The 26,333-nt window shown below is 72.4% G+C and carries 23 protein-coding genes; 5 read left to right on the forward strand and 18 right to left on the reverse strand.

Annotation, left to right across the window (positions count from 1 at the left end; genetic code table 11):
* The first annotated feature begins 269 nt into the window (after positions 1-269).
* Both OG618_RS09080 and OG618_RS09085 read left to right on the forward strand, forming a co-directional pair.
* Positions 270-2,423, forward strand: coding sequence for an ATP-binding protein (locus tag OG618_RS09080; RefSeq protein WP_329486802.1), 2,154 nt, complete (start codon positions 270-272; stop codon positions 2,421-2,423).
* Between the two features lie 71 nt (positions 2,424-2,494).
* On the forward strand, positions 2,495-2,818 hold the full coding sequence (locus OG618_RS09085) for a tetratricopeptide repeat protein (protein WP_329486803.1): 324 nt from the start codon (positions 2,495-2,497) through the stop codon (positions 2,816-2,818).
* A gap of 94 nt (positions 2,819-2,912) precedes the next feature.
* Here the strand turns inward: OG618_RS09085 and rpsD are convergent, their stop codons facing one another.
* The 3 genes from rpsD to ppk2 form a co-directional block, all read right to left on the reverse strand.
* On the reverse strand, positions 2,913-3,527 hold the full coding sequence (rpsD, locus tag OG618_RS09090; protein WP_063346792.1) for a 30S ribosomal protein S4: 615 nt from the start codon (positions 3,525-3,527) through the stop codon (positions 2,913-2,915).
* A 317-nt stretch (positions 3,528-3,844) separates the two neighbouring features.
* Positions 3,845-5,194, reverse strand: a complete 1,350-nt coding sequence (locus OG618_RS09095; protein ID WP_329486804.1) for a replication-associated recombination protein A — start codon at positions 5,192-5,194, stop codon at positions 3,845-3,847.
* 100 nt (positions 5,195-5,294) lie between these two features.
* On the reverse strand, positions 5,295-6,050 hold the full coding sequence (gene ppk2, locus OG618_RS09100; RefSeq protein WP_442906936.1) for a polyphosphate kinase 2: 756 nt from the start codon (positions 6,048-6,050) through the stop codon (positions 5,295-5,297).
* 290 nt (positions 6,051-6,340) lie between these two features.
* Here ppk2 and OG618_RS09105 point away from each other — a divergent pair, with 290 nt between their 5' ends.
* Positions 6,341-7,267 (forward strand): LysR family transcriptional regulator, encoded by a 927-nt coding sequence (locus tag OG618_RS09105; RefSeq protein WP_329486806.1) that lies wholly within the window; start codon positions 6,341-6,343, stop codon positions 7,265-7,267.
* Positions 7,268-7,308: 41 nt separating this feature from the next.
* On the opposite strand, the gene OG618_RS09110 is transcribed toward OG618_RS09105, so the two are convergent.
* From OG618_RS09110 to OG618_RS09125, 4 genes are all read right to left on the reverse strand, one after another.
* Complete coding sequence (locus OG618_RS09110) at positions 7,309-7,815, reverse strand: GNAT family N-acetyltransferase (protein ID WP_329486807.1); 507 nt, start codon at positions 7,813-7,815, stop codon at positions 7,309-7,311.
* A 92-nt stretch (positions 7,816-7,907) separates the two neighbouring features.
* Complete coding sequence (aspS, locus tag OG618_RS09115) at positions 7,908-9,713, reverse strand: aspartate--tRNA ligase (protein WP_329486808.1); 1,806 nt, start codon at positions 9,711-9,713, stop codon at positions 7,908-7,910.
* Positions 9,710-10,972, reverse strand: a complete 1,263-nt coding sequence (gene hisS / locus OG618_RS09120; protein WP_329486809.1) for a histidine--tRNA ligase — start codon at positions 10,970-10,972, stop codon at positions 9,710-9,712. Before hisS ends, aspS begins: the two co-directional genes overlap by 4 nt.
* Positions 10,973-10,983: 11 nt before the next feature.
* Positions 10,984-11,691, reverse strand: coding sequence for an MBL fold metallo-hydrolase (locus OG618_RS09125; protein ID WP_329486810.1), 708 nt, complete (start codon positions 11,689-11,691; stop codon positions 10,984-10,986).
* A 290-nt stretch (positions 11,692-11,981) separates the two neighbouring features.
* On the opposite strand from OG618_RS09125, the gene OG618_RS09130 reads away from it, so the two are divergent.
* Entirely contained in the window at positions 11,982-12,827 is an 846-nt protein-coding gene (locus tag OG618_RS09130; RefSeq protein ID WP_329486811.1) for a peptidylprolyl isomerase, read from the forward strand.
* 262 nt (positions 12,828-13,089) lie between these two features.
* Complete coding sequence (locus tag OG618_RS09135; RefSeq protein WP_329486812.1) at positions 13,090-14,319, forward strand: DUF349 domain-containing protein; 1,230 nt, start codon at positions 13,090-13,092, stop codon at positions 14,317-14,319.
* A 66-nt stretch (positions 14,320-14,385) separates the two neighbouring features.
* Here OG618_RS09135 and OG618_RS09140 read toward each other — a convergent pair whose 3' ends face one another.
* The 11 genes from OG618_RS09140 to pdxS all read right to left on the reverse strand — a co-directional run bounded on the left by OG618_RS09140 (position 14,386) and on the right by pdxS (position 26,277).
* Complete coding sequence (locus tag OG618_RS09140) at positions 14,386-16,866, reverse strand: RelA/SpoT family protein (protein ID WP_380386243.1); 2,481 nt, start codon at positions 16,864-16,866, stop codon at positions 14,386-14,388.
* Between the two features lie 139 nt (positions 16,867-17,005).
* Positions 17,006-17,557 carry an adenine phosphoribosyltransferase gene (locus OG618_RS09145; protein WP_329486814.1) on the reverse strand — a complete coding sequence of 184 codons (552 nt, stop codon included), beginning with the start codon at positions 17,555-17,557 and terminating at the stop codon, positions 17,006-17,008.
* 27 nt (positions 17,558-17,584) lie between these two features.
* Positions 17,585-18,697, reverse strand: a complete 1,113-nt coding sequence (gene secF / locus OG618_RS09150) for a protein translocase subunit SecF (protein ID WP_329486815.1) — start codon at positions 18,695-18,697, stop codon at positions 17,585-17,587.
* Positions 18,698-18,701: 4 nt separating this feature from the next.
* Complete coding sequence (secD, locus tag OG618_RS09155; protein WP_442906773.1) at positions 18,702-20,504, reverse strand: protein translocase subunit SecD; 1,803 nt, start codon at positions 20,502-20,504, stop codon at positions 18,702-18,704.
* A gap of 152 nt (positions 20,505-20,656) precedes the next feature.
* Positions 20,657-21,064, reverse strand: coding sequence for a preprotein translocase subunit YajC (yajC, locus tag OG618_RS09160; protein ID WP_329486816.1), 408 nt, complete (start codon positions 21,062-21,064; stop codon positions 20,657-20,659).
* A gap of 246 nt (positions 21,065-21,310) precedes the next feature.
* A complete protein-coding gene (ruvB, locus tag OG618_RS09165) occupies positions 21,311-22,387 on the reverse strand; it encodes a Holliday junction branch migration DNA helicase RuvB (protein ID WP_329486817.1) in 1,077 nt (358 codons plus the stop codon).
* Between the two features lie 69 nt (positions 22,388-22,456).
* The gene (gene ruvA / locus OG618_RS09170; protein WP_329486818.1) at positions 22,457-23,068 is read right to left on the reverse strand and encodes a Holliday junction branch migration protein RuvA; all 612 of its coding nucleotides are present in this window, start codon (positions 23,066-23,068) and stop codon (positions 22,457-22,459) included.
* Complete coding sequence (gene ruvC, locus OG618_RS09175; protein ID WP_329486819.1) at positions 23,065-23,658, reverse strand: crossover junction endodeoxyribonuclease RuvC; 594 nt, start codon at positions 23,656-23,658, stop codon at positions 23,065-23,067. Before ruvC ends, ruvA begins: the two co-directional genes overlap by 4 nt.
* Before the next feature lie 130 nt (positions 23,659-23,788).
* On the reverse strand, positions 23,789-24,547 hold the full coding sequence (locus OG618_RS09180) for a YebC/PmpR family DNA-binding transcriptional regulator (protein ID WP_329486820.1): 759 nt from the start codon (positions 24,545-24,547) through the stop codon (positions 23,789-23,791).
* 99 nt (positions 24,548-24,646) lie between these two features.
* Entirely contained in the window at positions 24,647-25,270 is a 624-nt protein-coding gene (gene pdxT, locus OG618_RS09185; protein ID WP_329486821.1) for a pyridoxal 5'-phosphate synthase glutaminase subunit PdxT, read from the reverse strand.
* A gap of 95 nt (positions 25,271-25,365) precedes the next feature.
* The gene (gene pdxS / locus OG618_RS09190) at positions 25,366-26,277 is read right to left on the reverse strand and encodes a pyridoxal 5'-phosphate synthase lyase subunit PdxS (protein ID WP_329486822.1); all 912 of its coding nucleotides are present in this window, start codon (positions 26,275-26,277) and stop codon (positions 25,366-25,368) included.
* Positions 26,278-26,333 lie beyond the last annotated feature (56 nt).

Consider the following 26,333-nt stretch of genomic DNA (forward strand, 5'->3'; position numbering starts at 1 on the left):
CCACGGCCGGTTTCCGGACCGGATATCGGCCGGGGCGTCCCCGGGCCCGTCCCTGCGGATCCGGTCCGGTGTACGAGCCGCGCGCGTAACCTACCGGCCGGTCACCTCGTTCTGCCGGACGGGCCGTCGCCGGGGCGGCCCGCGGGCACGCCCGAACCGCGACGGTCCGGGCCCGGAGACGGGAGCAGCGCTTGGCCGCGGACCCGACAGCACGGCCCGGAGCGGGGGCGGCGCGGCGGGAGCCGGCGCCCGGCCGGCTCCCGGCCGAGGTGACCAGCTTCGTCGGCCGGCAGCGGGAGCTGACCGAGCTGGCCCGGCTGCTGGCCGCCGCGCGGCTGGTCACGGTGACCGGCCCGGGCGGCGTGGGCAAGAGCCGGCTGGCCCTGCGCGCGGCGGCCCGGGCGGCCGGCGCCTTCCCGGACGGCACCTGGCTGGTCGAGGTCGCTCCCGTGCAGGACCCGCTGCTGCTCGGCCACGCCGTGCTGGAGGCGCTGCGGCTGACCGACGGCACCCCCCGGCCGCCGCTGGACGTGCTGACCGAGCAGCTCGCCGGGCGCCGGACGCTGATCGTGCTGGATGGCTGCGAGCACCTGGTGGACGCCTGCGCGGAGCTGGTCGACGCCCTGCTGCGGGCACTGCCCGGCCTGCGGGTGCTGGCCACCAGCCGGGCGGCGCTGCGCGCCCCGGGCGAGCACCTGCTCGTCCTGGCGCCGCTGCCGGTGGGCCCGGTCGGCCCCGGCGCACTGCCGGACGCGGTGCGGCTGTTCGCCGACCGGGCCCGGGCGGTGCTGCCCTCCTTCGAGATCACCGCGGCCTCCGCCGAGGGGATCGCCCAGCTCTGCCGCCGGCTGGACGGCATCCCGCTGGCCGTCGAGCTGGCGGCCGGCCGGCTGCGGTCGCTCTCGGTCGCGCAGATCGACGCCCGGCTGGGCGACCGGTTCCGCCTGCTCACCGGCGGCGCCCGGACGGCGCTGCCGCGCCACCAGACGCTTCGCACGACCATCGGGTGGAGTCACGAACTCTGCACGCCGCAGGAACGTTTGCTCTGGGCCCGGCTCTCGGTCTTCGCGGGGAGCTTCGACCTGGAGGCTGCCGAGTACGTCTGCGCCGGCGACGGCATCGCACCGGACGACCTGCTCGACCTGGTGTCCGAGCTGATCAACAAGTCGGTGCTGCTCCGGGTGTCGGCCCCCGGCCGGCCGGCCGAGGAGGGGGGCGGCGTCAGGTTCGGACTGCTGGACACCCTGCGCGAGTACGGCCTGCGGTGGCTGCGCTCGACCGGTGAGGAGCAGCGGCTGCGGCGCCGCCACCGGGACTGGTACCTGGGCGTGGCCACCTGGGGCGAGGTCGAGTGGTTCGGCCCCCGGCAGGCGGAGACCGCCGAGCGCACCGAGCTCGCCCACCCCAACCTGCGCGCGGCGCTGGAGTTCTGCCTGGCCGAACCGGGCGAGGAGCAGCTCGCCCTGCTGCTGGCGAGCACGCTCTGGTTCTACTGGGTCGGCTGCGGCCACCTCGGCGAGGGCCGGCACTGGCTGGACCGCGCGCTCGCCCTCGACCCCGAGCCGACCGAGGCCCGCGCCAAGGCGCTCTGGGTCACCGGGTACATGGCGACCCTCCAGGGCGACCTGCTCACCGCCCGCCCGGCCCTGGAGGAGTGCCGCCGCCAGGCGCTGGACACCGGCGACGACCGGGCGCTCGCCTACGCCGTCCACCGGCAGGGCTGCGCCGCGCTGATCGGGGACGAGCCGGCCCGTGCCGCCGAGCTCTTCGAGGAGGCGCTCTGGCACTACCGGACGATCGGCGAGCTCAACAGCAACGTCCTGATGGCCATGTTCGAGCTGGGCATCGCCTACCTGTTCCAGGGCGACCAGGACAGCGGCGAGTTCTGGCTCGGCGAGGTCCGCGAGCTCTGCGAGGAGCACGGCGAGCAGTGGGCGTACGCCTACGGGCTCTACGCGCTCGGGTACTCGCACTGGCTGGACGGCGAGGTCCGGCTGGCCCGGGCGCGGGCCCGCGAGAGCGTCCGGCTCAACCACCTCTTCCACGACCTGCTGGGCATCGTGCTGGCGATCGACCTGCTGGCGCTGCTGGAGACCGAGCCCACCGGGCCCGGCCGGCCGGGCGACCTGCGCGAGGCCCGGGTGCTGCAGGGCGCCGCGCACCGGATCTGGCAGGCGGTGGGCAAGCCGTTCTTCGGCTCGCGCGCCTTCAACGGCCCCCACCGGCACTGCGAGGAGCGGGCCAGGGCCGGGCTGACCGAGCAGGAGTTCACCGAGTGCTTCGACCGCGGTGCCCGGCTGGACCTCGACGCCGCCGTCCACCGGGCGCTCGGCGGCGACGGCCGCGCGGGCGGTCCGGGCCGGCTGCCGGACCCCTTCCCGGTGCCGCCGGCGCCGCACCCCTCACCGGCCAGGAATAGTTGAATCTTGTCCATTGCTACACCGGTCGGCACCTCCCGGCACCCCCGCCGGGCGGACGCCCGGAAGGAGCAATCGTGGCCACCAACACCGCCGACGAGTACCGCCTCGCGACGTTCTACTTCGACTCCAAGGCGTACACCGACGCCGCCCGCATGCTGGAGGGCGTCCTCGCCGAGGAGCCGGCCAACCTGTCCGTCCGGCTGCTGCTGGCCCGCAGCTACTTCCACTCGGCCCAGCTCTCCCGCGCCGAGGCCGAGCTGCGCCGGATCCTGGACGCCCACCCGGCCGAGGACTACGCCCGGCTGATGCTGGGCCGGACCCTGGAGCGCCAGGGCCGCGCCGAGGAGGCCCGCCCGCACCTGCGGCTGGCCGCCGCGATGACCGGCGAGGACGACTGAGCACAACCCGGGAGCACCCGGGAACGGGACGAGCCCCCGCCGCCTCGAAAGGCGACGGGGGCTCGCTGGGTACGGCAGGCGTACCGCTCGCGGGTCAGCGCGAGTAGTACTCGACGACGAGCTGCTCGTCGCAGATCACCGGGACCTCCTTGCGCTGCGGCGCGCGGTCCAGGCGGAAGGCCAGGGCCTTCAGGTTGACCTCGAGGTACTTCGGGGTCTGGCCCTCGCCCGCGTAGCCACCCTCACGGGCGACCTGGAACGGGACCTTCTCCTTGCTGCGCTCGCGAACGGTCACGACGAAGCCCGGCTTCATCTGGTACGACGGCTTGTTGACCTTGCCGCCGTTGACCTCGATGTGACCGTGGACGACCATCTGACGGGCCTGGTAGATGGTGCGGGCAATGCCCGAACGCAGCACCAGGGAGTCCAGACGGGTCTCCAGCTCGGCGACGAGCGCCTCACCGGTCTTGCCCTCGGCCTTCTTCGCGCGGTCGAACGCGCGCGCCATCTGCTTCTCGCTCAGGTCGTACTGGGCGCGCAGACGCTGCTTCTCGAGCAGACGGACCTTGTAGTCCGAGTTCTGCTTGCGGCCACGGCCGTGCTGGCCGGGCGGGTACGGGCGGGCCTCGAAGTACTTGACGGACTTCGGGGTCAGCGGCACGCCGAGCGCACGCGCGATCTTGACCTTGGGACGCTTCTGGTTCGCCATGAACCAAACCTTCCTTGCTTACGAATACGGCTTCACCAGGTGTTGACGGAGGTCGCTCCTCGCGGTCCGGAGACAACCGCACCGCCCGGGGGCAGTGCGATCAGCCGCTCTCCACGACCGGGCACGGATGTGCAAGCACACGAGTGGCCCACCGAACCTGGGTTGGTGGGCTGCACGCGACACCGAAACGGTGCGCGACGCTCCTGGGGCCTCCCGGAGGAGACCACGGCCATTGCCCCGCTGGTGCGGCCGGTCGGTCAGGGTCTCCCCTGCCGCCGCGCCCGGGACACGGCACTCCGGACGAGTATACCCGCCGATCACTCGCCCTTGAGCCGACCCCTGGTCCACTCCACGATGTCCGCGTACCGGGCCTCCCCGCCGTGCCGGGTCGGCCGGTAGTACGCCTTGCCGTGCACGGCGTCCGGCGCGTACTGCTGCGCCGCGATGCCCTCCGGCAGATCGTGCGGGTACTGGTAGCCCTGGCCGTGCCCGAGCTTGCCCGCGCCGCCGTAGTGCGCGTCCCGCAGGTGCGGCGGCACCGCGCCCGCCAGGCCCTGCCGGACGTCCGCCAGCGCCGCGTCGATCGCCAGGTAGGCGGCGTTGGACTTGGGCGCCAGCGCCAGCGCGATCGCCGCCTGGGAGAGGATGATCCGCGCCTCCGGGAAGCCGATCAGCGCCACCGCCTGGGCCGCCGCGACCGCCGTGGCCAGCGCCGTCGGGTCGGCCAGGCCGACGTCCTCGCTCGCCGAGATCATCAGCCGCCGGGCGATGAACCGCGGGTCCTCCCCCGCCTCGATCATCCGGGCCAGGTAGTGCAGGGTGGCGTCCACGTCACTGCCCCGGATCGACTTGATCAGCGCGCTGGCCACGTCGTAGTGCTGGTCGCCGTCCTTGTCGTAGCGCACCGCGGCCTGGTTCACGGCCGTCTCGGTGGTGGCCAGCGTGATGCTCGCCTCGCCCTTCTCCAGCGCCGCCCCGGCGGCCGCCTCCAGCGTGGTGAGCGCCCGCCGGGCGTCCCCGCCGGCCAGCCGGACCAGGTGGTCCTCGGCCTCCGGGGTGAGCTCCAGCGCGCCCTCCAGACCGCGCTCGTCGGCCACCGCGCGGTGCAGCAGGGCGCGGATGTCCTCGTCCGTCAGCGACTCCAGCGTGAGCAGCAGCGAGCGCGACAGCAGCGGGGAGATCACCGAGAAGTACGGGTTCTCGGTGGTGGCCGCGATCAGGGTGACCCAGCGGTTCTCCACGGCGGGCAGCAGCGAGTCCTGCTGGGCCTTGGAGAAGCGGTGGATCTCGTCCAGGAAGAGCACCGTCTCCCTGCCGTTCATGCCGACCGCCCGGCGGGCGCCGTCGATCACCGCGCGGACCTCCTTGACGCCCGCGGTGATCGCGGACAGCTCCACGAAGCGGCCCTCGACGGACTGGCTGATCACGTGCGCCAGGGTGGTCTTGCCGGTACCGGGCGGCCCCCAGAGGATCACCGAACTGGTCGCCGCCGGGCCGCGCGAGCCCGAGACCAGCCGGCGCAGCGGCGAGCCCGCCTTCAGCAGCTGCCGCTGCCCGGCGACCTCGTCCAGGGTGCGCGGGCGCATCCGCACGGCCAGCGGGGCCCGGCCGGGCTCCTTGGCCTGGCGTTCCTCGGCGGCGGCGGTGAAGAGGTCCGGTTCGTCCACACCGGAAGCCTATGCGAGCCGACCGACACCCCGGCCCGGCCGCCGCGCCCCGGCCGGGTCCGCGCCCCGGCGGCCCCGCGGAGCTCCCGGGCGGCCGGGCCTACCCGATCCGCGCCGAGTGGTCCGGTACGTACTTCTGCAGGTCCCGCGGCGGCCGCTGGTAGCCGCGCGTCTCCGGGCGGGCCGGCAGCTCGATCCGCCGCGGGGCCACCTCGTGGTACGGGACGGTCGAGAGCAGGTGGGCGATCATGTTGATCCGGGCCCGCCGCTTGTCGTCGCTCTCCACCACGTTCCACGGCGAGTCCGGGATGTCGGTGTAGACGAACATCTCGTCCTTGGCCCGCGAGTAGTCCTCCCAGCGGCTGACCGACTCGACGTCCATCGGCGAGAGCTTCCACCGCCGCATCGGGTCCTCCAGCCGGTCCCGGAACCGCCGCTGCTGCTCGGTGTCGCTGACCGAGAACCAGTACTTGCGCAGCAGGGTGCCCGACTCGATCAGCATCCGCTCGAACATCGGGCACTGGTGCAGGAACTGCCAGTACTGCTCGTCCGTGCAGAAGCCCATCACCCGCTCGACCCCGGCCCGGTTGTACCAGCTGCGGTCGAACAGCACGATCTCCCCCGCGGCCGGCAACTGCTCGACGTAGCGCTGGAAGTACCACTGGGTCCGCTGGCGCTCGGTGGGCGTGGGCAGCGCCGCCACCCGGGCGATGCGCGGGTTCAGGTACTCCGTCACCCGCTTGATCGCGCCGCCCTTGCCGGCCGCGTCGCGCCCCTCGAAGACGACCACCAGCCGGGCGCCCTCGGCCCGCACCCACTCCTGGAGCTTCACCAGCTCGTTCTGGAGCCTCAGCAGCTCCCGCTCGTACGGCTTCTTCGCGAGCCGCTCCCGCCGGTGCTCCGGGCCGGTACCGGGATCGCGCTCGGCCTTGGCTGCCACCTGGGTGCCTCCGTTCGGCAAAGGCTGATGAGCACTCACCGTAGGCGCAACCCCGGGTTCCCGCAGGCCGGGCGCCGGCCCGGCAGCGGCGGCCCCCTGAACCGCCGCTGCCGGACTCCCCCGTGGCCGGCCCGCGAGGGCCGAGTGATCAACCCTGTCGTAGACCTGCCGGGCCGGTCCAATATCCCGTTCCATAACCTTGGGGCATGGATGTGGACACCCGACTGCTGCGGAGCTTCGCCGCGGTCTGCGAGGAGGGCCAGCTGACGGCCGCCGCGGCCCGGCTGTTCGTCTCGCAGCCGACCCTCACCAAGCAGATCCGCCAGCTGGAGGCGCTGCTCGGGGTGGAACTGTTCGAGCGCTCGCGCCGGGGCATGGCGCCCACCCACGCCGGCCGGGCCCTGGCCGAGCGCACCGGGCCGGTGCTGGCCGGCTGGGACGACGCGCTGCGCGCCACCCGGGCGGCGGCGGCCGAGCAGGGCTCGACGCTGCGGGTGGGCTTCGAGGGCGGCAGCATCAACCTGATGACCCGCAGCACGGTGACGGACTTCGCCCGGCGGATGCCCGGCTGGCAGGTGGAGCTGCGGCAGAACAACTGGTTCGACCCGACCTCGGGGCTCGCCACCGGGGAGATCGACCTGACGCTCTGGCACGCCCCGCCGTCGCTCTCCGAGCAGTACAACGTCGCGGTGCTGGGCGAGGAGCCGCGCTGTGTGGCGCTGCCGGCCGGGCACCGGTTGGCGGGCCACCAGGTGATCCGGTTCGAGGACCTGCTGGACGAGCCCTTCGTCGCGATCCCGCTGGAGGCCGGGCACTGGCGCGACTACTGGCTGGCGGTCCCGGAACGGCGCGGGCGACCGGTGCGGATCGGCGCGGTGGCGCACAACTCCGACGAGTGGCTGGCCGCGGTGGTGTGCGGTCAGGGCGTCGGCTTCGCCCCGGAGGCGATGAGCAGGCTGACGGCGCGGGAGGACATCGCGTACCGGCCGGTGCGGGGGCTCAGCCCGAGCCTGGTCGGGCTCTACTGGCCGATGGGCCGCGAACTGTCGCCCGCCATGGCCGCGTTCGTGCGCAGCTGCCGGGCCACGGTCGGGTTCTCGGCCGGCCCGGCGGTCCCGGGCCAGGCGGAGTGAGCCGGACGGAGCCGGTCCGGCGCGTACGGGGCCGGACCGGGTCAGACCGCCTCGAAGGGCTCCGGGTAGCGGCAGAGCCCGCGCGGACCGCCGTCGTAGGCCGGCAGGGCGAGGGTCTGGAAGTAGGCCTCCGGCACCTCGAACGGGCCGGTGACCTCGTGCCGGCCCGCCGGCGCGAAGCCGAACCTGCCGTAGTAGTCCGGATCGCCGAGGACGACGACGAGCTTCTCCGCCGCCTCCTCCGCGGCCGTCAGCGCGGCCCGGACGACCAGCTCGCCGACGCCCTTGCGCTGCCACTCCGGGGCGACCGCGACGGGCGCGAGCGCCAGGCCCCGGCCGTCGCCGACCGCCAGCCGGGTGAGCAGCGCGTGGCCGACCACCAGCCCGGCCTCGTCCACCGCCACCACGGACAGCTCGGGCAGCCAGGCGGGGTCGCGGCGCAGCGCGTCCACCAGATCGGCCTCGTCGGGGCCGGGGAAGGCCGCCATGTGGACCCGTCTGGTGGCGGGTGCGTCCTCGGGACACTCGATTCTGGTGGTGACCTTCATGGGGGGAGCCTCTCTCCGTCGCACACCGTTGTGGACCGGCCCCGGACGGCGGGTGCGCCGTCCGGGGCCGTGAAAGATTAGCCGATTGGGCGTCAGGCCTGGGGCTGGGCCTCGGGCTTGACCTCGGAGGACTTGGCGTCCTCGCGGACCTTCGGCTGGGCGTCGACGCCGGCCTCGCGACGCTGCGCCGGGGTGATCGGGGTCGGGGCACCGGTCAGCGGGTCACCGCCGGTGGACGTCTTCGGGAACGCGATGACGTCGCGGATGGTGTCGTACCCGCCCAGCAGCGTGACGACGCGGTCCAGGCCGAAGGCGACACCGCCGTGCGGCGGCGGGCCGTAGTTGAAGGCGTCCAGCAGGAAGCCGAACTGCGAGGCCGCCTCCTCCTCGGAGAGGCCGATCGCGTCGAACGCCCGCTTCTGCACGTCCCGCTGGTGGATACGGATCGAACCGCCGCCCAGCTCCGAGCCGTTGAGGACCAGGTCGTAGGCGTTGGAGAGCGCCGAACCCGGGTCGGTGTCGAAGGTGGCGAGCGACTCGGCGGTCGGGGCGGTGAACGGGTGGTGCACCGCGTGCCAGCCCTGGAACTCGCCCTTGTCGTCCTCGATCGGCTCGAACATCGGGAAGTCGACGACCCAGAGGAAGGCCCAGCGGGACTCGTCGATCAGCTCGCAGCGGCGGCCGATCTCCAGGCGGGCGGCGCCGAGCAGCTCCTGCGAGGGGCGCTCCTTGCCGGCCGCGAAGAAGATCGCGTCACCGTTCTTGGCCCCGGCGGCGGCGGCCAGGCCGGCCAGGTGCTCCTCGGAGAGGTTCTTGGCGACCGGGCCGCGCAGCCCGCCGGTCTCGGCGTCGATCAGCACGTAGGCGAGGCCCCGGGCGCCGCGCGCCTTGGCCCAGTCCTGCCAGGCGTCGAGCTGCTTGCGCGGCTGCGAGGCACCGCCGGGCATGACCACGGCGCCGACGTACGGGGCCTGGAACACGCGGAACGAGGTGCCCTTGAAGTACTCGGTGAGGTCCGTGAGCTCCTGGCCGAAGCGGACGTCCGGCTTGTCAGAGCCGTAGCGGCCCATCGCGTCCGCGTAGCTCATCCGGGGCAGCGGGTTGGGGATCTCGTACCCGTGCACGTCGCGCCAGATCGCACCGATGATCTTCTCGCCGAGGGCCAGGATGTCCTCCTGGTCGACGAAGGAGGCCTCGATGTCCAGCTGGGTGAACTCCGGCTGGCGGTCGGCGCGGAAGTCCTCGTCGCGGAAGCAGCGCGCGATCTGGTAGTACCGCTCCATGCCGGCCACCATCAGCAGCTGCTTGAACAGCTGGGGCGACTGCGGCAGCGCGTACCAGTGGCCGGGCTGCAGGCGGACCGGGACGAGGAAGTCGCGGGCGCCCTCGGGGGTGGAGCGGGTGAGGTACGGCGTCTCGATGTCGAGGTAGTCGTTCTCCTCCATCACCCGGCGGATGATGTTGCTGACCTTGGAGCGCAGGCGCAGGCCCTTCGCCGGGCCCTCGCGGCGCAGGTCCAGGTAGCGGTAGCGGAGGCGGACCTCCTCGTTGACCGTACCGGGCTCGTACTCGGCGACCGGGAAGGGCAGCGGGGCGGCCTCGGAGAGCACCTCGATCTCGCTGACCACGACCTCGACGGCGCCGGTCGGGATGTCCGGGTTCTCGTTGCCCTCGGGCCGCACGCGGACGTCGCCGACGACCTTGACGCAGTACTCGGCACGCAGGCCGTGCACCGAGTCGAGGTCGCGGACCACGATCTGCACGGTGCCGGAGGCGTCCCGCAGGTCGATGAAGGCCACGCCGCCGTGGTCTCGGCGGCGGGCGACCCAGCCGGCCAGGGTGACGGTGGTGCCTGCGTGCTCCGGGCGGAGCGTGCCCGCGTCGTGCGTGCGGATCACAGCTGCTTCTCCTTCAGGGTGGTGACGAGAGCGTCGAGGGCGACGGGGTTCTGCTCGCCGGTGGTCATGTCCTTGAGCTGGACGACGCCGTCGGCGAGGTCCCGGTCACCGGCGAGCACGGCGAAGCGGGCGCCGGAACGGTCCGCGGACTTCATCGCGTTCTTGATGCCCTTGACGCCGAAGGCGAGGTCGGTGGCGACGCCCGCGCGGCGCAGTTCGACCACCTTGGCGAAGAGGACGTTCTTGGCCTGGTCGCTGAGCGCGACGGCGTAGACGGAGGTGGCGGCCGGCAGGTCGAGGACGACGCCCTCGGCCTCCATCGCCAGGTAGCTGCGGTCCACCCCGAGGGCCCAGCCGACGGACGGCAGCGCGGGGCCGCCGATCATCTCGGAGAGCCCGTCGTAGCGGCCGCCGCCGCCGATCGCGGACTGCGCGCCGAGGCCGTTGTGGACGAACTCGAAGGTGGTACGGGTGTAGTAGTCCAGGCCGCGGACCAGCTTGGGGTCGTCGGTGAAGGCCACCCCGTTGGCGGTCAGCAGCTCGCGGACCTTCTCGTCGTAGGCCTTGCACTCCTCGCAGAGGAAGTCGCGCAGCATCGGCGCGCCGCCGAGCTGGGCCTGCACCGACTCGCGCTTGTCGTCCAGCACGCGCAGCGGGTTGATCTCGGCCCGGCGGCGGGTGTCGTCGTCCAGGTCGAGGCCGGCCAGGAACTCCACCAGCGCGGCCCGGTAGACCGGGCGGCACTGCTTGTCGCCGAGGCTGTTGAGCAGCAGCGAGTAGTCGCGCAGGCCCAGCGAGCGGAAGGCGTCGTCGGCCAGGATGATCAGCTCGGCGTCCAGCGCCGGGTCCTCGGCGCCGATCGCCTCGGCGCCGACCTGCGAGAACTGGCGGTAGCGGCCCTTCTGCGCCCGCTCGTAGCGGTAGTAGGAGCCGGAGTACCAGAGCTTGACCGGCAGGTTGCCCTGCTTGTGCAGGTTGGCCTGGAGCGCGGCGCGCAGCACCGAGGCGGTGCCCTCGGGGCGCAGCGCGAGCTCGTCGCCGCCCTTGGTGGTGAGGTTGTACATCTCCTTGCTGACGATGTCGGTGGACTCGCCGACGCCGCGGGAGAAGAGCTTCACGTCCTCGAAGACCGGGGTCTCGATGTAGCCGTAGCCGGCCCGGCGGGCCGGCGCGGCGATCCGCTCGCGGATCGCCAGGAAGGTCGCGGAGCTGGGGGGCAGCAGGTCGTAGGTGCCCTTGGGGGCGGTGAAGGTGCTCAACTTCTCTTCCGTCACATTCCTCGTCGCGGGAAGGCCGGAGCGCCGAGCGCTCCCGCCGCCTGTCGGAGGTAGGGGTTGGTGGCGCGCTCGCGGCCGATGGTGGTCTGTCCGCCGTGGCCGGAGAGGACCACGGTCGCGTCGTCGAGGGGCAGGCACACCCGGGCCAGCGACCGCAGGATCGCGTCGCCGTCCCCGCCCGGGAGGTCCGTGCGCCCGATGGAGCCGGCGAAGAGCAGGTCGCCCGAGAACAGCACCGGGGGGAGGTCCTCGGCGCCGGGCGTCCGGAACGTCACCGACCCCTTGGTATGGCCGGGCGCGTGGTCGACGGTGAGCTTCAGGCCGGCCAGCTCCAGCACGCTGCCGTCGGTGAGCTCGCGCACGTCGTCGGGCTCGCCGACGGTGAGCTCGCCCATCAGCTGGGTGCCGAGCGAGCGGCCGAGCGCCTTCTCCGGGTCGGCCATCATGTAGCGGTCCTCGGGGTGGATCCAGGCCGGGACGCCGCGCGCGCCGCAGACCGGGACCACCGAGGCGACGTGGTCGATGTGGCCGTGGGTGAGGACCACCGCGACCGGCTTCAGCCGGTGCTCGCGGACCAGCTCCTCCACGCCGCGGGCGGCCTGGTGGCCCGGGTCCACGATGACGCACTCCTCGCCGGCGGCCGGTGCGACCAGGTAGCAGTTGGTGCCCCAGGCTCCAGCGGGGAATCCGGCGATGAACAACGCGCGTCCTTCGTGATTCGGGTCGGCCGTGGCGGCTGCGGGATGCGGCTACACGATGAGATGTAACGGAAGCCTACCGGCGCTCCGGGTCCGGTTGCGAACCAGATAGGCGGGACAGGTCCACTCCGTCCCGACGGGTTCACCGGGTTCTTACAGCCGCGGTCCCTACACTTGGCCGCCGATGGATGCGATGATCCGCTCCAGCATCCGCACACGATCCCTCCTCGCCCCCGGGCCGGAGGGGCCGGACAGCCCCCAGTACGACAGCACCCATGTAGGAGACACGGCCGGTGGTCAGCAGCGAACAGCGGCGGCGGCAGCTCGCCCGCGAGAAGTACGAGCGCCAGGCGAAGCGCCGGGCCGAGATGCACGCCGCGCGCCGGCGTCGCAACACGATCCTCGGCAGCGCGCTCGCCGTGGTGGTGCTGGCGGGCGGCGGTGTCCTGGTGGGCACGGGTGCCTTCACCTCGGACGACAAGAAGGACACCGCGGCGGCGCCGCCGACCGCGCCGACCGCGCCGACCGCCACCGACGAGCCCACCACCCCGACCCGCACGCCGGTCGAGGGCTGCGCGGACCCGGCGCCGGGCGCGCCGAACGGCAAGCAGTGGAAGGCCGAGCCGGCCATGAGCGTCGACGCCGCCGGCAAGTACACGGCGACGCTGGACACCAACTGCGGCAAGGTGACGCTCTCGCTGGACGCGGCCAAGGCGCCGCACACGGTGAACTCCTTCGCCTTCCTGGCCGGCGAGCAGTACTTCGACCACACCAAGTGCCACCGGCTGACCACCGGCGGCATCTTCGTGCTGCAGTGCGGCGACCCGACCGCCAGCGCGACCAACCCTGGCGGCACCGGCGGTCCCGGCTACAAGTTCGCCGACGAGAACCTGACCGGCGCGACGTACCCGGCGGGCACCCTGGCGATGGCCAACTCCGGCCCGGGCACCAACGGGAGCCAGTTCTTCCTGGTCTACAAGGACACCCAGCTCGGCCCGAACTACACCCCGTTCGGCAAGATCACCGGCGGTCTGGACGTGCTCCAGAAGATCGCCGCCGCGGGCACCCTGGAGGGCGGGACGGACGGTCACCCGATGGCCGACGTCACCCTCAACTCGGTGACCGCCGCGAAGGGTTGACCGGCACCGGGACCGCCCCGCGGACGCCCGCGCGGCGCCCCGGCGCGGTGCCGGCCCGAAATCGCCCGGCCCGGATGCGGACAGCACCGGTCCTGGTCGCCTATGTTGGCGTTGTGTAGGGTGCCCAGACCCGCCGGCCGTCACCCTCGGCAGCAAAGCACGGCGGACGGGACGGCGGGCCCATCGGTCCGCCGCACATCAACTGTGGACGACGTACGCGTCCCGCTCCGGCGCGGGCGCGACGTCATGTGGAGGACGCGCTATGAGCAGCGACCCGTGGGGCCGTGTCGACGAGCAGGGCACGGTCTACGTCAGGACGGCCGACGGCGAACGCGTCGTGGGTTCCTGGCAGGCCGGCTCGCCCGAGGAGGCTCTCGCCTACTTCGAGCGCAAGTACCAGGGCATCGAGGTGGAGATCGGCCTGCTGGAGAAGCGGGTGCGCACCACCGACCTGGCCGCCAAGGACGCCCAGACCGCGCTGGACCACCTGCGCGCGCAGGTGACCGAGGGGCACGCGGTCGGCGACCTGGACGCGCTGGCCAAGCGGCTGGACACGCTCGCCGGTGATATCGAGAGCCGCCGCGAGGAGCGCAAGGCGGCCCGCGCCAAGGCCCAGGACGAGACCCGTACGGCCAAGGAGGAGCTGGTCGCCGAGGCCGAGCGGCTCGCCGAGTCCACCCAGTGGCGGGAGGCCGGGGACCGGCTGCGCGCGCTGGTGGACACCTGGAAGGGCCTGCCCCGGCTGGACCGCAAGAGCGACGACGAGCTGTGGCACCGGTTCTCGCACGCCCGCTCGGTCTTCTCGAAGCACCGCAAGGCCCACTTCGCGACCCTGGACGCCGAGCGCGACCAGGCCCGGGCCACCAAGGAGCGGCTGGTCAGCGAGGCCGAGGCGCTCTCCTCCTCCACCGAGTGGGGCGAGACCGCGGCCAGCTACCGCGACCTGATGGCGCGCTGGAAGGCCGCCGGGCGCGCCCAGCGGGACATCGAGGACGAGCTGTGGGCGCGTTTCCGCGGCGCCCAGGACGTCTTCTTCCAGGCCCGGTCCGCGGTGTTCAGCGAGCGCGACGCCGAGCAGGTCGGCAACCAGAAGCTCAAGGAGGCGCTGGCGGCCGAGGCCGAGGCGATCCTGCCGATCACCGACCTGAAGGCCGCCAAGGCCGCCCTGCGGGACGTCAACGAGCGCTGGGAGGCGATCGGGCACGTGCCGCGCGACGCCCGCCCGAAGCTGGACGCCCGGCTGAACACCGTCGAGCGGGCGATCCGCGAGGCCGAGGACAGCGAGTGGAAGCGCTCGAACCCGGAGGCCAAGGCCCGCGCCGCCGGCATGGTCGGCCTCTTCGAGGCCAAGGCCGAGAAGATCCAGGCCGACCTGGACAAGGCCCGTGCCGCCGGCAACGCGAGCAAGGTCGCCAAGCTGGAGTCCGAGCTGGCGGGTGTGCAGACCCTGCTGGAGCAGGCGCACCGCAGCCAGGAGGAGTTCAGCGGCTGATCCGCCGCCCTCCGGACCTGACGAAGGGCCCCACCGCCGAGGCGGTGGGGCCCTTCGCCGTACCCGCTACTTGCGGGCCGAGGTGACCCGGTAGACGTCGTAGACGCCCTCCACGCCGCGGACCGCCTTCAGGACGTGGCCGAGGTGCTTCGGGTCGCCCATCTCGAAGGTGAAGCGGCTCATCGCCACCCGGTCGCGGGAGGTCTGCACCGCCGCCGACAGGATGTTGACGTGCTGGTCTGAGAGGACCCGGGTGACGTCCGAGAGCAGCCGGGAGCGGTCCAGCGCCTCGACCTGGATGGCCACCAGGAAGACGGACGACTGGGTGGCCGCCCACTCGACCTCGATCATCCGCTCGGGCTGCTGGCTGAGCGCCTCCACGTTGACGCAGTCGGCGCGGTGCACCGAGACGCCGTTGCCGCGGGTGACGAAGCCGACGATCGGGTCGCCCGGCACCGGGGTGCAGCAGCGCGACAGCTTGACCCAGACGTCCTCGACGCCCTTGACGATGACGCCCGGATCGCCCTTGGCCCGGCGGCGCACCGCCCGGCGGTTGTCGTGCGTCGGCGTGGCCGTCTCGGCCAGGTCCTCGGTGGCACCCTCCTCGCCGCCGAGCGCCTGCACCAGCTTCTGCACGATGTTCTGCGCGGCGACGTGGCCCTCGCCGATCGCCGCGTACAGCGAGGAGATGTCCGGGTAGCGCATCTCGTGGGCCAGGGTGACCAGCGAGTCGCCGGTCAGGATCCGCTGGATCGGCAGGCCCTGCTTGCGCATCGCCCGGGCGATGGCCTCCTTGCCGTGCTCGATCGCCTCCTCGCGGCGCTCCTTGGAGAACCAGGCGCGGATCTTGTTGCGGGCGCGCGGGGACTTGACGAAGCCCAGCCAGTCCCGGGAGGGGCCGGCGTTCTCCGCCTTGGAGGTGAAGACCTCGACGCTGTCGCCGTTCTCCAGGGTCGACTCCAGCGGCACCAGCCGCCCGTTGACCCGCGCCCCTATGCAGCGGTACCCGACCTCGGTGTGGACGGCGAAGGCGAAGTCCACCGGGGTGGCACCGGCCGGCAGCGCTATCACGTCGCCCTTGGGCGTGAAGACGAAGACCTCGTTGTTGGAGAGGTCGAAGCGCAGCGACTCCAGGAACTCGCTCGGGTCCTCGGTCTCCTTCTGCCAGTCCAGCAGCTGCCGCAGCCAGGCCATCTCGTTGACGGCGCCGGCCTTGTCGTCCTTGCGGGTCTGGGTGGGGGTGTCGGTGCGGACCTTGGAGGCGCCGGCCACCGCGCGCTGCTTGTACTTCCAGTGCGCGGCGATGCCGTACTCGGCCCGGCGGTGCATGTCGAAGGTGCGGATCTGCAGCTCGACCGGCTTGCCCCCGGGACCGATCACCGTGGTGTGCAGCGACTGGTACATGTTGAACTTGGGCATCGCGATGTAGTCCTTGAACCGCCCCGGCACCGGGTTCCACCGCGCGTGGATGGTGCCCAGCGCCGCGTAGCAGTCGCGGACGGTGTCGACCAGGACCCGGATGCCCACCAGGTCGTAGATCTCGGCGAAGTCCCGGCCCCGGACGATCATCTTCTGGTAGACCGAGTAGTAGTGCTTCGGCCGGCCGGTGACGGACGCGGTGATCCGGGCGCCGCGCAGGTCGCCCTGGACCTGGTCGATGACGGTGGCGAGGTACTCGTCCCGCTTGGGGGCGCGTTCGGCGACCAGGCGCACGATCTCGTCGTACATCTTGGGGTAGAGGATCGCGAAGGCGAGGTCCTCCAGCTCCCACTTGATGGTGTTCATGCCCAGCCGGTGCGCCAGCGGGGCGTAGATCTCCAGCGTCTCGCGGGCCTTCTTCTCCTGCTTCTCCCGCTTGAGGTAGCGCATGGTGCGCATGTTGTGCAGCCGGTCCGCGAGCTTGATCACCAGGACGCGCGGGTCCTTGGCCATCGCGACGACCATCTTGCGGACGGTCTCGGCCTGCGCGGCCTCGCCGAACTTCACCCGGTCCAGCTTGGTGACGCCGTCGACCAGCAGGGCCACCGAGTCGCCGAAGTCCTTGCGCAGGGTCTCCAGGCCGTAGTCGGTGTCCTCGACGGTGTCGTGCAGCAGGCCGGCCATCAGGGTCGCGGCGTCCATGCCCAGCTCGGCCAGGATGGTCGCCACCGCCAGCGGGTGGGTGATGTACGGGTCGCCGCTCTTGCGCTTCTGCCCGCGGTGCCACTTCTCCGCGACGGCGTACGCCTTCTCGATGTCCCGCAGCAGGACCGGGTCGGCCTTGGGGTCGTTGGCCCGGATCGAGCGGAACAGCGGCTCCAGGACGGGGTTGAGCACGCTGGAGCGCTGGCCGCCGAGGCGGGCCAGCCGGGCGCGCATGCCCCCGGAGGAGGACGGACGGCTCGCGGGAGCCACCGGGCGGGAGGAGGTCGGCGCCGGGCGTGCCGGGGTGGCCCCCGAGGGCGTGGGACGGTTTTCGGGGGCGGCCGCTTCGGCCGTGGGCACAACCTCGTCGGGCAAGGACACTCCTCGGGGCACCGGGCCGGCCCCTCGTGCGGCTCGCACCATCACGCACAACCGGGAGGGGATGAACCTTCATGGTACCGAGCCCGGCGCTCCCGTGTTCAGCCGGTCGGCCCCGGACACGCGGAGGGCGGCGGTCGGATGATCCGACCGCCGCCCTCCGTCCGTTCGTCGGACGCTTCCCTCAGACCGTGACCAGCGTCTCCAGCGGCGCGCCGCCCAGGTGCCCGGCCAGCCGCTCGCGGCCGTCCAGGAAGCCCAGCTCCATCAGCACCACGACGCCCACCAGCTCGGCGCCGGCCTCCTTGACCAGGTCCAGCGAGGCACCGATCGTCCCGCCGGTGGCCAGCACGTCGTCCACCACCAGCACCCGCTCACCGGGTGCGAAGGCGTCGCACTGCACCTCCAGCGTCGCCGAGCCGTACTCCAGCTCGTACGAGCGCCGGAACACCTCGCCGGGCAGCTTGCCCTCCTTGCGGATCGGCACGAAGCCGAGCCCGGCCGCGAAGGCCGCCGGGGCCGCCAGCACGAAGCCGCGCGCCTCCAGGCCCACCACCTTGGTCGCACCGAGGGCCGTCGCCCGCTCCGCCAGCGCCCGGGTGAGGGCCGCGAAGGCCTCGGCGTCGGCGAGCAGCGGTGCGATGTCCTTGAACAGCACACCGGGCTTCGGGTAGTCCGGAACGTCCCGGATCCGGCTGTTCAGCAGCTCGGCCAGGGCGGTGTCGGCGGTGGTCACGGAAGAGTCCTCACGGTCGGTCGGGCGTCAGCGCTTGGTGGACGGACGGCCCTTGGCACGCGAGGCGCCGGCCGCCCGGCCGCGCTGACCGACCATACCCGCCGGCAGGTCGCCGTCGGCGATCTCCTCGCCCTCCGGGGCCTCGCCGCGCGCCTCCGCGGCGGCGTTCCTGGCCTCCGCGGCCCGCCGCTGGGCGACCCGCTTGGCCAGCGCCTTCATCTCCGGCTGCTCCTCCTTGAGCTGCGCGAGCAGCGGGGTGGCGACGCAGATCGAGGAGTAGGCACCGGCGGCGAGACCGATGAACAGGGCCAGCGAGATGTCGTTCAGCGTGCCGGCGCCCAGGAGGCCGCCACCGATGAACAGCAGCGCCGCCACCGGGAGCAGGGCGACCACCGTGGTGTTCAGCGAGCGAACCAGGGTCTGGTTGAGGCCCGCGTTGGCCGCCTCGCTGTAGGTGATCTTGTTCTGCTTGGTGAGCCCCTTCGCGTTCTCCTTCACGGTGTCGAAGACGACGACCGTGTCGTAGAGCGAGTACCCGAGGATCGTCAGGAAGCCGATCACCGTACCGGGGGTGACCTCGAAGCCCACCAGGGCGTACACCCCGATGGTGATCAGGAGGTCGTGGATGAGGGCGACCAGGGCGGCCACCGCCATCCGCCACTCGAAGGCGATCGCCAGGTAGACCGTCACCAGGACCATGAAGATGATCAGGCCGGTGAGGGCCTTGTCGGAGATCTGCTCACCCCAGCTGGGGCCGATCACCTGGGTGTCGATCTCCGCGATCGGGACGCTGAGCTCCTTGGACAGCTTGTCGGTGAAGACCGCCGAGGAGACCTGGTCCTCGGAGCTGACCTGGATGCGGATCTTCTTGCCGTCGTCCACGGACTGGACCAGCGGGTGCGAGTGGACGATCTTGTCCACCACGTCCTGCGTCTGCGAGATGGTCAGCCCCGGCTTGGCGACGGTGTAGACCGAGCCGCCCTTGAACTCGATGCCGAGTTTCAGGCCCATGGCCAGGCCGACGGCGGCGACCAGCACGATCACGCCGGAGATGCTGTACCAGAGCTTGCGGCGGCCGACGAAGTCGAAGCTGACCTCGCCCTGGTAGAGCCGGTGACCCAGATTGGAGAAGCGCGACACGGTGTCAGGCCTCCTTCACGGCGGCAGAGGAGGAGGAGCTGCGACGACGGGTGCTGCGCAGCGGCGGGCGGGCGCCCAGGCGCTTCGGGTCCAGGCCCGACCACGGGTGACCGTCGGAGAAGAACTTCCGGCGGGCCAGCAGGGTGATCAGCGGCTTGGTGAACAGGAAGATCACCACGACGTCGAGCGCGGTGGTCAGGCCCAGCGTGAACGCGAAGCCCTGCACCTTGCCGACCGAGACCAGGTAGAGCACCGCGGCACAGAGGAAGGACACGAAGTCCGACACCAGGATGGTGCGCCGGGCGCGCGGCCAGGCCCGCTGGACCGCCGGGCGCAGCGGGGCGCCCTCGCGGACCTCGTCGCGGATGCGCTCGAAGTAGACGATGAAGGAGTCCGCGGTGATACCGATCGCGACGATCGCGCCGCAGACGGCCGGCAGGTTCAGCGCGAAGCCGATCCCCGCGCCGAGCAGGCTCATGATCGAGTAGGTCAGGATCGCCGAGACGATCAGACCCGCGATCGAGACCAGGCCGAGGCCGCGGTAGTAGACCAGCGAGTAGAGGACCACCAGCACCATGCCGATGAGGCCGGCGATCAGGCCCGCCTTCAGCTGGTCGCCGCCGAGCTGCGGCGAGACGGTGGTGACGTCGTCCGTGGTGAACTCCAGCGGCAGCGCGCCGAAGCTCAGCACGTTGGCGAGGTTCTGCGCCTCCGCCTGGCTGAAGCTGCCGGAGATCACGGCCGAGCCGCCGGGGATGGCGTTGCGCACGTACGGGTGGGAGACGACCTGCCCGTCCAGCACGATGGCGAACTGGTTGGTCGGGTCCGGCTGGGCGGCGAGCTTGCCGGTGACGTCGGTGAAGGCGTCGGTGCCCCGGCCGTTGAACTGCAGCGCGACCTGCCAGCCGGCACCCTGCTGGGTGTCGATGGTGGCCTGCGCCTTGGAGACGTCGGCGCCCTTCACCGCGACCGGGCCGAGGGCGAGCTTGTAGAAGATCCCGCGCTCGTCCTTCTGGGTGCAGGCGACGGTCGGCTGCCCCTCGGACTTCTGCAGGTTCTTGCGCTGCTCGGGCTTGGAGCAGTCGACGGCGGCGAACTCGGCGGCCAGCTCCGGCGGCACGGTGCCCGTGGTCATCGCGGCGGAGAGGTCCGGGTTGACCGGTGCGGTGGGCGCGGGAGCGCTCGGGGTCGCGGCGGCGGGCGCGCTCGGAGCGGTGCTCGCGCTGCCGGTGGCGGCCGGGGTCGGGGTGGCGTCGGCGGCGAGCGCCTCACCGACGGCGCGGCCCTGCTTGGTCGCACTGGCGCTGGGGGCGCCGGCGGACGCGGCGGGCGTGCCGGTGGCCGAGGGGGTCGCGCTCGGGGCGGCGCTGCCGCTCGCCGAGGGGGACGCGCTCGGGGCCGGGGCCTGGACACCGCTCGGGGCGAGGGCGAGGACGGGGCGGAAGTAGAGCTGCGCGGTGGTGCCGACCTGGTCGACCGCGCTCTGCTTGTCACCACCCTTGGGGATGTTGACGATGATGTTCCGGTCGCCCTGGGTCTGGACCTCCGCCTCGGAGACGCCCATCCCGTTGACCCGCTGCTCGATGATCCCGGTGGCGATGTCCATGTTGGACTTGTTGATCGCCTTGGGGTCGGTCGACTTCGCGCTCAAGGTGATGCTGGTACCGCCGGCGAGGTCGATACCCAGGCGGGGCTTGGTGTGGCCCGTCCCGAACATGAGGGCGACCAGTCCGACGGTGACCACCAGGATGAGGGCCAGAGCCCGCCCCGGGTAACCGTCGCGCGGGCGCGACTTGGGTGTTGCCACCTTGCTCGTTTCTCCCTGTCCATGCCACCTCCCCTACCGGACCCCCGTCCGGCTCGTGGCGGACGGGGGCATGGCGGATCTGCGGCCCTGAGATCCTGTGGGCTCGCGGCACTACTGACTGCGCCGCGCGGCCGGGCGGGTGCCCGGCCGTACTACTTGGTCGCGGGACCAGCGCCCTCGACGTCGCCCTTGTCGGCGCTGTCCTTGGTGAGCGTCAGCGGCTTGTCCTCGACCGGCTCGACGTCGGCGTCCTCGGCCTCCGGCTCGGACAGCTCGTCCACGGCGGGGCGACCGTTGATGATCGCGTCGTACTCCTGCGGGTCCAGGACCGCCGCCACCGCGCTCTTGGTGAAGTGGGTGACCACGCCGGGCGCGATCTCCAGCTCGACGGTCTCCTCGTTGACCGCCTTCACCTGGGCGTACAGGCCGCCGATGGTGCGCACTCCCGCCCCGGGCTCCAGCGCGGTCTGCATGCTCGCCTGCTGCTGCTGGCGCTTCTTCTGCGACCGGAACATGAGCACGATCGCGATGATCGGGAGGAGAAGGATGATGAGGTTCACTGCAGCCAGGGTCCTTTACGGGCCGCCGGCCGGCGGCCTGTGTGGTAATGGTCGGCCCGTCAGGTGAGAGGGGCGGTCCGGCGGAGTCTAGGCGACCCCGAACTGATCGGACAACGCCAAGCATCGCATCCTGCCGCCGAAAGTGGCGAGCCTGCGCCTGCACAGATTCCCCGGACTTCTCCCCCGGCTTCTCCGCGCGGACCTGCTCAGGCGTCCGCGCGCCCCGATCGCCCCGGTGTCACCCGTTCAGCCCTCGTCCGCCGGGAAAAGTTCCGACTGGGCCGGTACCGCGCCCCTGGTGGTCTGAACCGGCGGGGTCAGGCCGAGGTGCTGCCACGCGGCGGCGGTGGCGATCCGGCCGCGCGGGGTCCGGGCCAGCAGGCCCTCGCGGACCAGGAACGGCTCGGCGACCTCCTCGACCGTCTCGGACTCCTCACCCACCGCGACCGCCAGGGTCGACAGGCCGACCGGTCCGCCGCCGAACAGGCGCAGCAGCGCGTCCAGCACCGCGCGGTCCAGCCGGTCCAGACCGCGGGCGTCCACCTCGTAGACGTCCAGCGCCCGGGCGGCGATCTCCGGGGTGACCACCCCGTCGTGCCGGACCTGCGCGAAGTCGCGGACCCGGCGCAGCAGCCGGTTGGCGATCCGCGGGGTGCCCCGGGAGCGGCCGGCGATCTCGGCGGCGCCGGCCGGGTCGATCTCGACGTCCAGCAGGGCGGCCGAGCGGTGCACCACCCGCTCCAGCTCGGCGGGCGCGTAGAACTCCATGTGGCCGGTGAAGCCGAACCGGTCGCGCAGCGGCGGCGGCAGCAGCCCGGCCCGGGTGGTCGCGCCGACCAGCGTGAACGGCGGCAGCTCCAGCGGGATGGCGGTGGCGCCCGGGCCCTTGCCGACGATCACGTCGACCCGGAAGTCCTCCATCGCCATGTAGAGCATCTCCTCCGCCGGCCGGGACATCCGGTGGATCTCGTCCAGGAAGAGCACCTCGCCCTCGGAGAGCGAGGAGAGGATCGCGGCCAGGTCGCCGGCGTGCTGGATGGCCGGGCCCGAGGTGATCCGGATCGGGGCGCCCAGCTCGGCCGCGATGATCATGGAAAGAGTGGTCTTGCCGAGCCCGGGCGGACCGCTGAGCAGCACGTGGTCCGGCGCGGTCCCGCGCTGCCGGGCGGCCTGCAGCACCAGGGACAGCTGCTCGCGCACCCGCTCCTGGCCGATGAACTCGTCCAGCTGCTTGGGGCGCAGCGCCGCCTCGACCGCCTGGTCCTCGCCGTCGGCGGCGGCCGTCACCAGCCGGTCGGCCGGGTCGGAGTCGTACGGGCTCATCGGTGCGGGCTCCAATGTCGACAAGGTGACAGATGGTCGGTTCGGTGGAGGGTGGTGGCCGACGCGGCGTCAGCGCGTCCGGTTGAGGGTCCGCAGCGCGGCCCTGAGCAGCGCGCCCACATCGGTGACGGCCTGCGCCTCGGCCTCGGGGGCGACGGCGGTGACCGCCTCGTCCGCCTCGCGCGGCGCGTAGCCGAGGCCGACCAGGGCGGCGTGCAGCTGCTCGCTCCACGGCGCGGGCCCCGCGGCGATCGGCTTCTGGGCCGGGACGCTGCCGTGCGGGGCGCCCAGCTTGTCCTTGTACTCCAACAGCAGCTTGGCGGCCTTCGCCTTGCCGATACCGGGGACGGCGATCAGCGCCTTCTCGTTCCCGGCGGCGACGGCGGCGCGCAGCTCGTCCGGGCTGTGCACGCCGAGCATGGCCTGGGCCAGGCGCGGCCCGACACCGGGCGCGGCCTGGAGGATCTCGAAGACGGCCCGCTCGTCGTCGTCGGCGAAGCCGTACAGCGTGAGCGAGTCCTCCCGGACGACCAGCGAGGTGGCGAGCCGGGCCGGCTCCCCGAGGCGCAGGCCGGCCGCGGTCGCCGGGGTGCACTGGACGGCCATGCCGACGCCGCCGACCTCGACGACGACGGTGCCGCCGCTGACGGCGGCCACCGGCCCTTGGACGAAGGCGATCATCGAGCGGCTCCTCGGGGGGATCGTGCGGAGTACGGGGCCCGGGCGGCGGGCGCGGCCGCGCCGGGCGCGGTCCTGGCGGGCGCCGCCTTGGCGAGCGCCGCGGCGATCCGGTCGCTCGCGCCGCCGCGCCAGATGTGGCAGATGGCCAGCGCCAGCGCGTCGGCGGCGTCGGCCGGCTTGGGCGGGGCGTCCAGCCGCAGCAGCCGCTGCACCATGGCGGTGACCTGGGCCTTGTCGGCCCGGCCGGAGCCGGTGACGGCGGCCTTCACCTCGCTGGGGGTGTGCAGGGTGACGGGGATGCCGCGCCGGGTGGCGCAGAGCATCGCGACCGCGCTGGCCTGCGCGGTGCCCATCACGGTGCGGACGTTGTGCTGGGCGAAGACCCGCTCGACCGCGACCAGGTCGGGCCGGTGCTCGTCGAGCCAGCTCTCGATGCCCTGCTCGACCAGCAGCAGCCGGGGCCCGATGTCCGCCTCGGCGGGCGTGCGCACCACCCCGACGCCGACCATCCTCAGCGGCCGGCCCGGCGCGCCGTCGACCACCCCGATCCCGCACCTGGTCAGCCCCGGGTCCACACCCAGTACCCGCACCTCGACCCCGCCTCTCCGAAAAGCGCCGCTCGCCGTGGCGACCTGCGAAGGCTACCGCCAGGGTCGGACAGTCCCACCGACGACACCGGCCCGGTGGTCGTGGGACCACCGGGCCGGGGAGTGGGAACGATCACTCGGCGTCGAGCTGCGCACCGACCTCGTCGCTGATGTCGAAGTTGGCGAAGACGTTCTGCACGTCGTCGCTGTCCTCCAGGGCGTCGATCAGCTTCAGGATCTTGCGGGCGCCGTCGACGTCCAGCTCGACCTGCATGCTCGGGAGGAAGTTGGCCTCGGCCGAGTCGTAGTCGACGCCGGCGTCCACCAGCGCGGTCCGGACGGCGACCATCTTCGAGGCCTCGGAGACGATCTCGAAGGACTCGCCGAGGTCGTTGATCTCCTCGGGCTCCTGGTCGAGGACGACCTCGAACAGCTTGTCCTCGTCGACGCCGTCGGCCTTGGGGACGATCACGACGCCCTTGCGGTTGAACAGGTACGAGACCGAGCCCGGGTCGGCCATCGAGCCGCCGTTGCGGGTCATCGCCACGCGCACGTCGGAGGCGGCGCGGTTGCGGTTGTCGGTGAGGCACTCGATGAGGACGGCGACACCGTTCGGGCCGTAGCCCTCGTACATGATCGTCGAGTAGTCGGCCCCGCCGGCCTCCGCGCCCGAGCCGCGCTTGACGGCGCGGTTGATGTTGTCGATCGGGACGGAGCTCTTCTTCGCCTTCTGGATGGCGTCGTACAGCGTGGGGTTGCCGGCCGGGTCGCCGCCGCCGGTGCGCGCCGCCACCTCGATGTTCTTGATCATCTTGGCGAAGAGCTTGCCGCGCTTGGCGTCGATCACGGCCTTCTTGTGCTTGGTGGTAGCCCACTTAGAGTGGCCGGACATCGCCAGCTCCTTTACGTCGCCAAAGGGAAATGAACAGGAGGGATCTTACCGGTGCCGCCGCCGGTGGGGTGCACACGGTCCGCGTGCGGCGGCGAAGCGTTACCGGGCCGCCGCCGCCAGGTGCTCCTCGACCATCCGCACGAAGTAGCCGTGCACCCGGTGGTCGCCGGTGAGCTCGGGGTGGAAGGAGGTCGCCAGCAGGTTGCCCTGGCGGACGGCGACGACGCGGCTCTCCGGACCGTCGGCGGCCGGCAGCTCGGCCAGCACCTCGACGCCCGCGCCGACGGCCTCGACCCAGGGGGCGCGGATGAACACGCCGTGCACCGGGGCGTCGTCCAGGCCGCGGAAGGCGATGCCGGACTCGAAGGACTCGTTCTGGCGGCCGAAGGCGTTGCGGCGCACGGTCATGTCGATGCCGCCCACGGTCTCCTGGTCGTCGCGGCCGTCCAGGATCTTGTCGGCCAGCATGATCATGCCCGCGCAGGTGCCGTAGACCGGCATGCCCCCGGCGACCCGCTCGCGCAGCGGGTCCATCACGCCGAACAGCAGGGCCAGCTTGGACATGGTGGTGGACTCCCCGCCGGGGATCACCAGCGCGTCGACCTCGGCCAGCTCCTCGGCACGGCGCACCGGGCGGGCGAGCGCGTCGGCCTCGGCCAGCGCGACCAGGTGCTCGCGGACATCGCCCTGCAGGGCGAGGACGCCGATGACTGGAGTGCTCACGGTCTCAAACCTCTTCGATCGTTACGTCGTGTGTACGTGGCGCGGCCCGCCGCGCGCCGAGGCGCTGCGGCGGGCCGGCGCTTGGCGCGGGGCGACTACCAGCCGCGGTTGGCGTAGCGCTCGCTCTCGGGCAGGGTGTCGCAGTTGATGCCGACCATGGCCTCGCCCAGGTTGCGGGAGGCGTCCGCGATGATCTTCGGGTCGTCGAAGAAGGTGGTGGCCTTGACGATCGCGGCGGCACGCTTGGCCGGGTCGCCCGACTTGAAGATGCCGGAGCCGACGAAGACGCCCTCGGCACCGAGCTGGCGCATCAGCGCGGCGTCGGCCGGGGTGGCCACACCACCGGCGGAGAACAGCACGACCGGCAGCTTGCCGAGCTCGGCGACCTCCTTGACCAGCTCGTACGGAGCGCGCAGCTCCTTGGCGGCGGCGAACAGCTCGTTGTTGTCGTAGCCGCGCAGCCGGGCGATCTCGTTCTTGATCTGGCGCAGGTGGCGGACCGCCTCGACGACGTTGCCGGTGCCGGCCTCGCCCTTGGAGCGGATCATGGCCGCACCCTCGGCGATGCGGCGCAGGGCCTCGCCCAGGTTGGTGGCACCGCAGACGAACGGCGTGGTGAACGCCCACTTGTCCGAGTGGTTCACCTCGTCGGCCGGGGTCAGCACCTCGGACTCGTCGATGTAGTCCACGCCGAGCGACTGCAGGACCTGGGCCTCGACGAAGTGGCCGATCCGGGACTTCGCCATGACCGGGATCGAGACCGCGGCGATGATCTCCTCGATCATGTTCGGGTCCGACATGCGCGCGACGCCGCCGTCCTTGCGGATGTCGGCGGGCACCCGCTCCAGCGCCATGACGGCGACAGCGCCGGCGTCCTCGGCGATCTTGGCCTGCTCGGCGTTGACCACGTCCATGATCACACCGCCCTTGAGCTGCTCGGCCATGCCGCGCTTGACCCGGGCGGTACCGATCTGCGGCTGGTCTGCGGTGGTGGGGGTGGTGGACACGTGAGACCTCACTCGAAGATGAACCAGTGCTATCGCCCTATGGTAGGCGGAAGAAA

Source organism: Kitasatospora sp. NBC_01246, from assembly GCF_036226505.1.
Taxonomy (GTDB): domain Bacteria; phylum Actinomycetota; class Actinomycetes; order Streptomycetales; family Streptomycetaceae; genus Kitasatospora.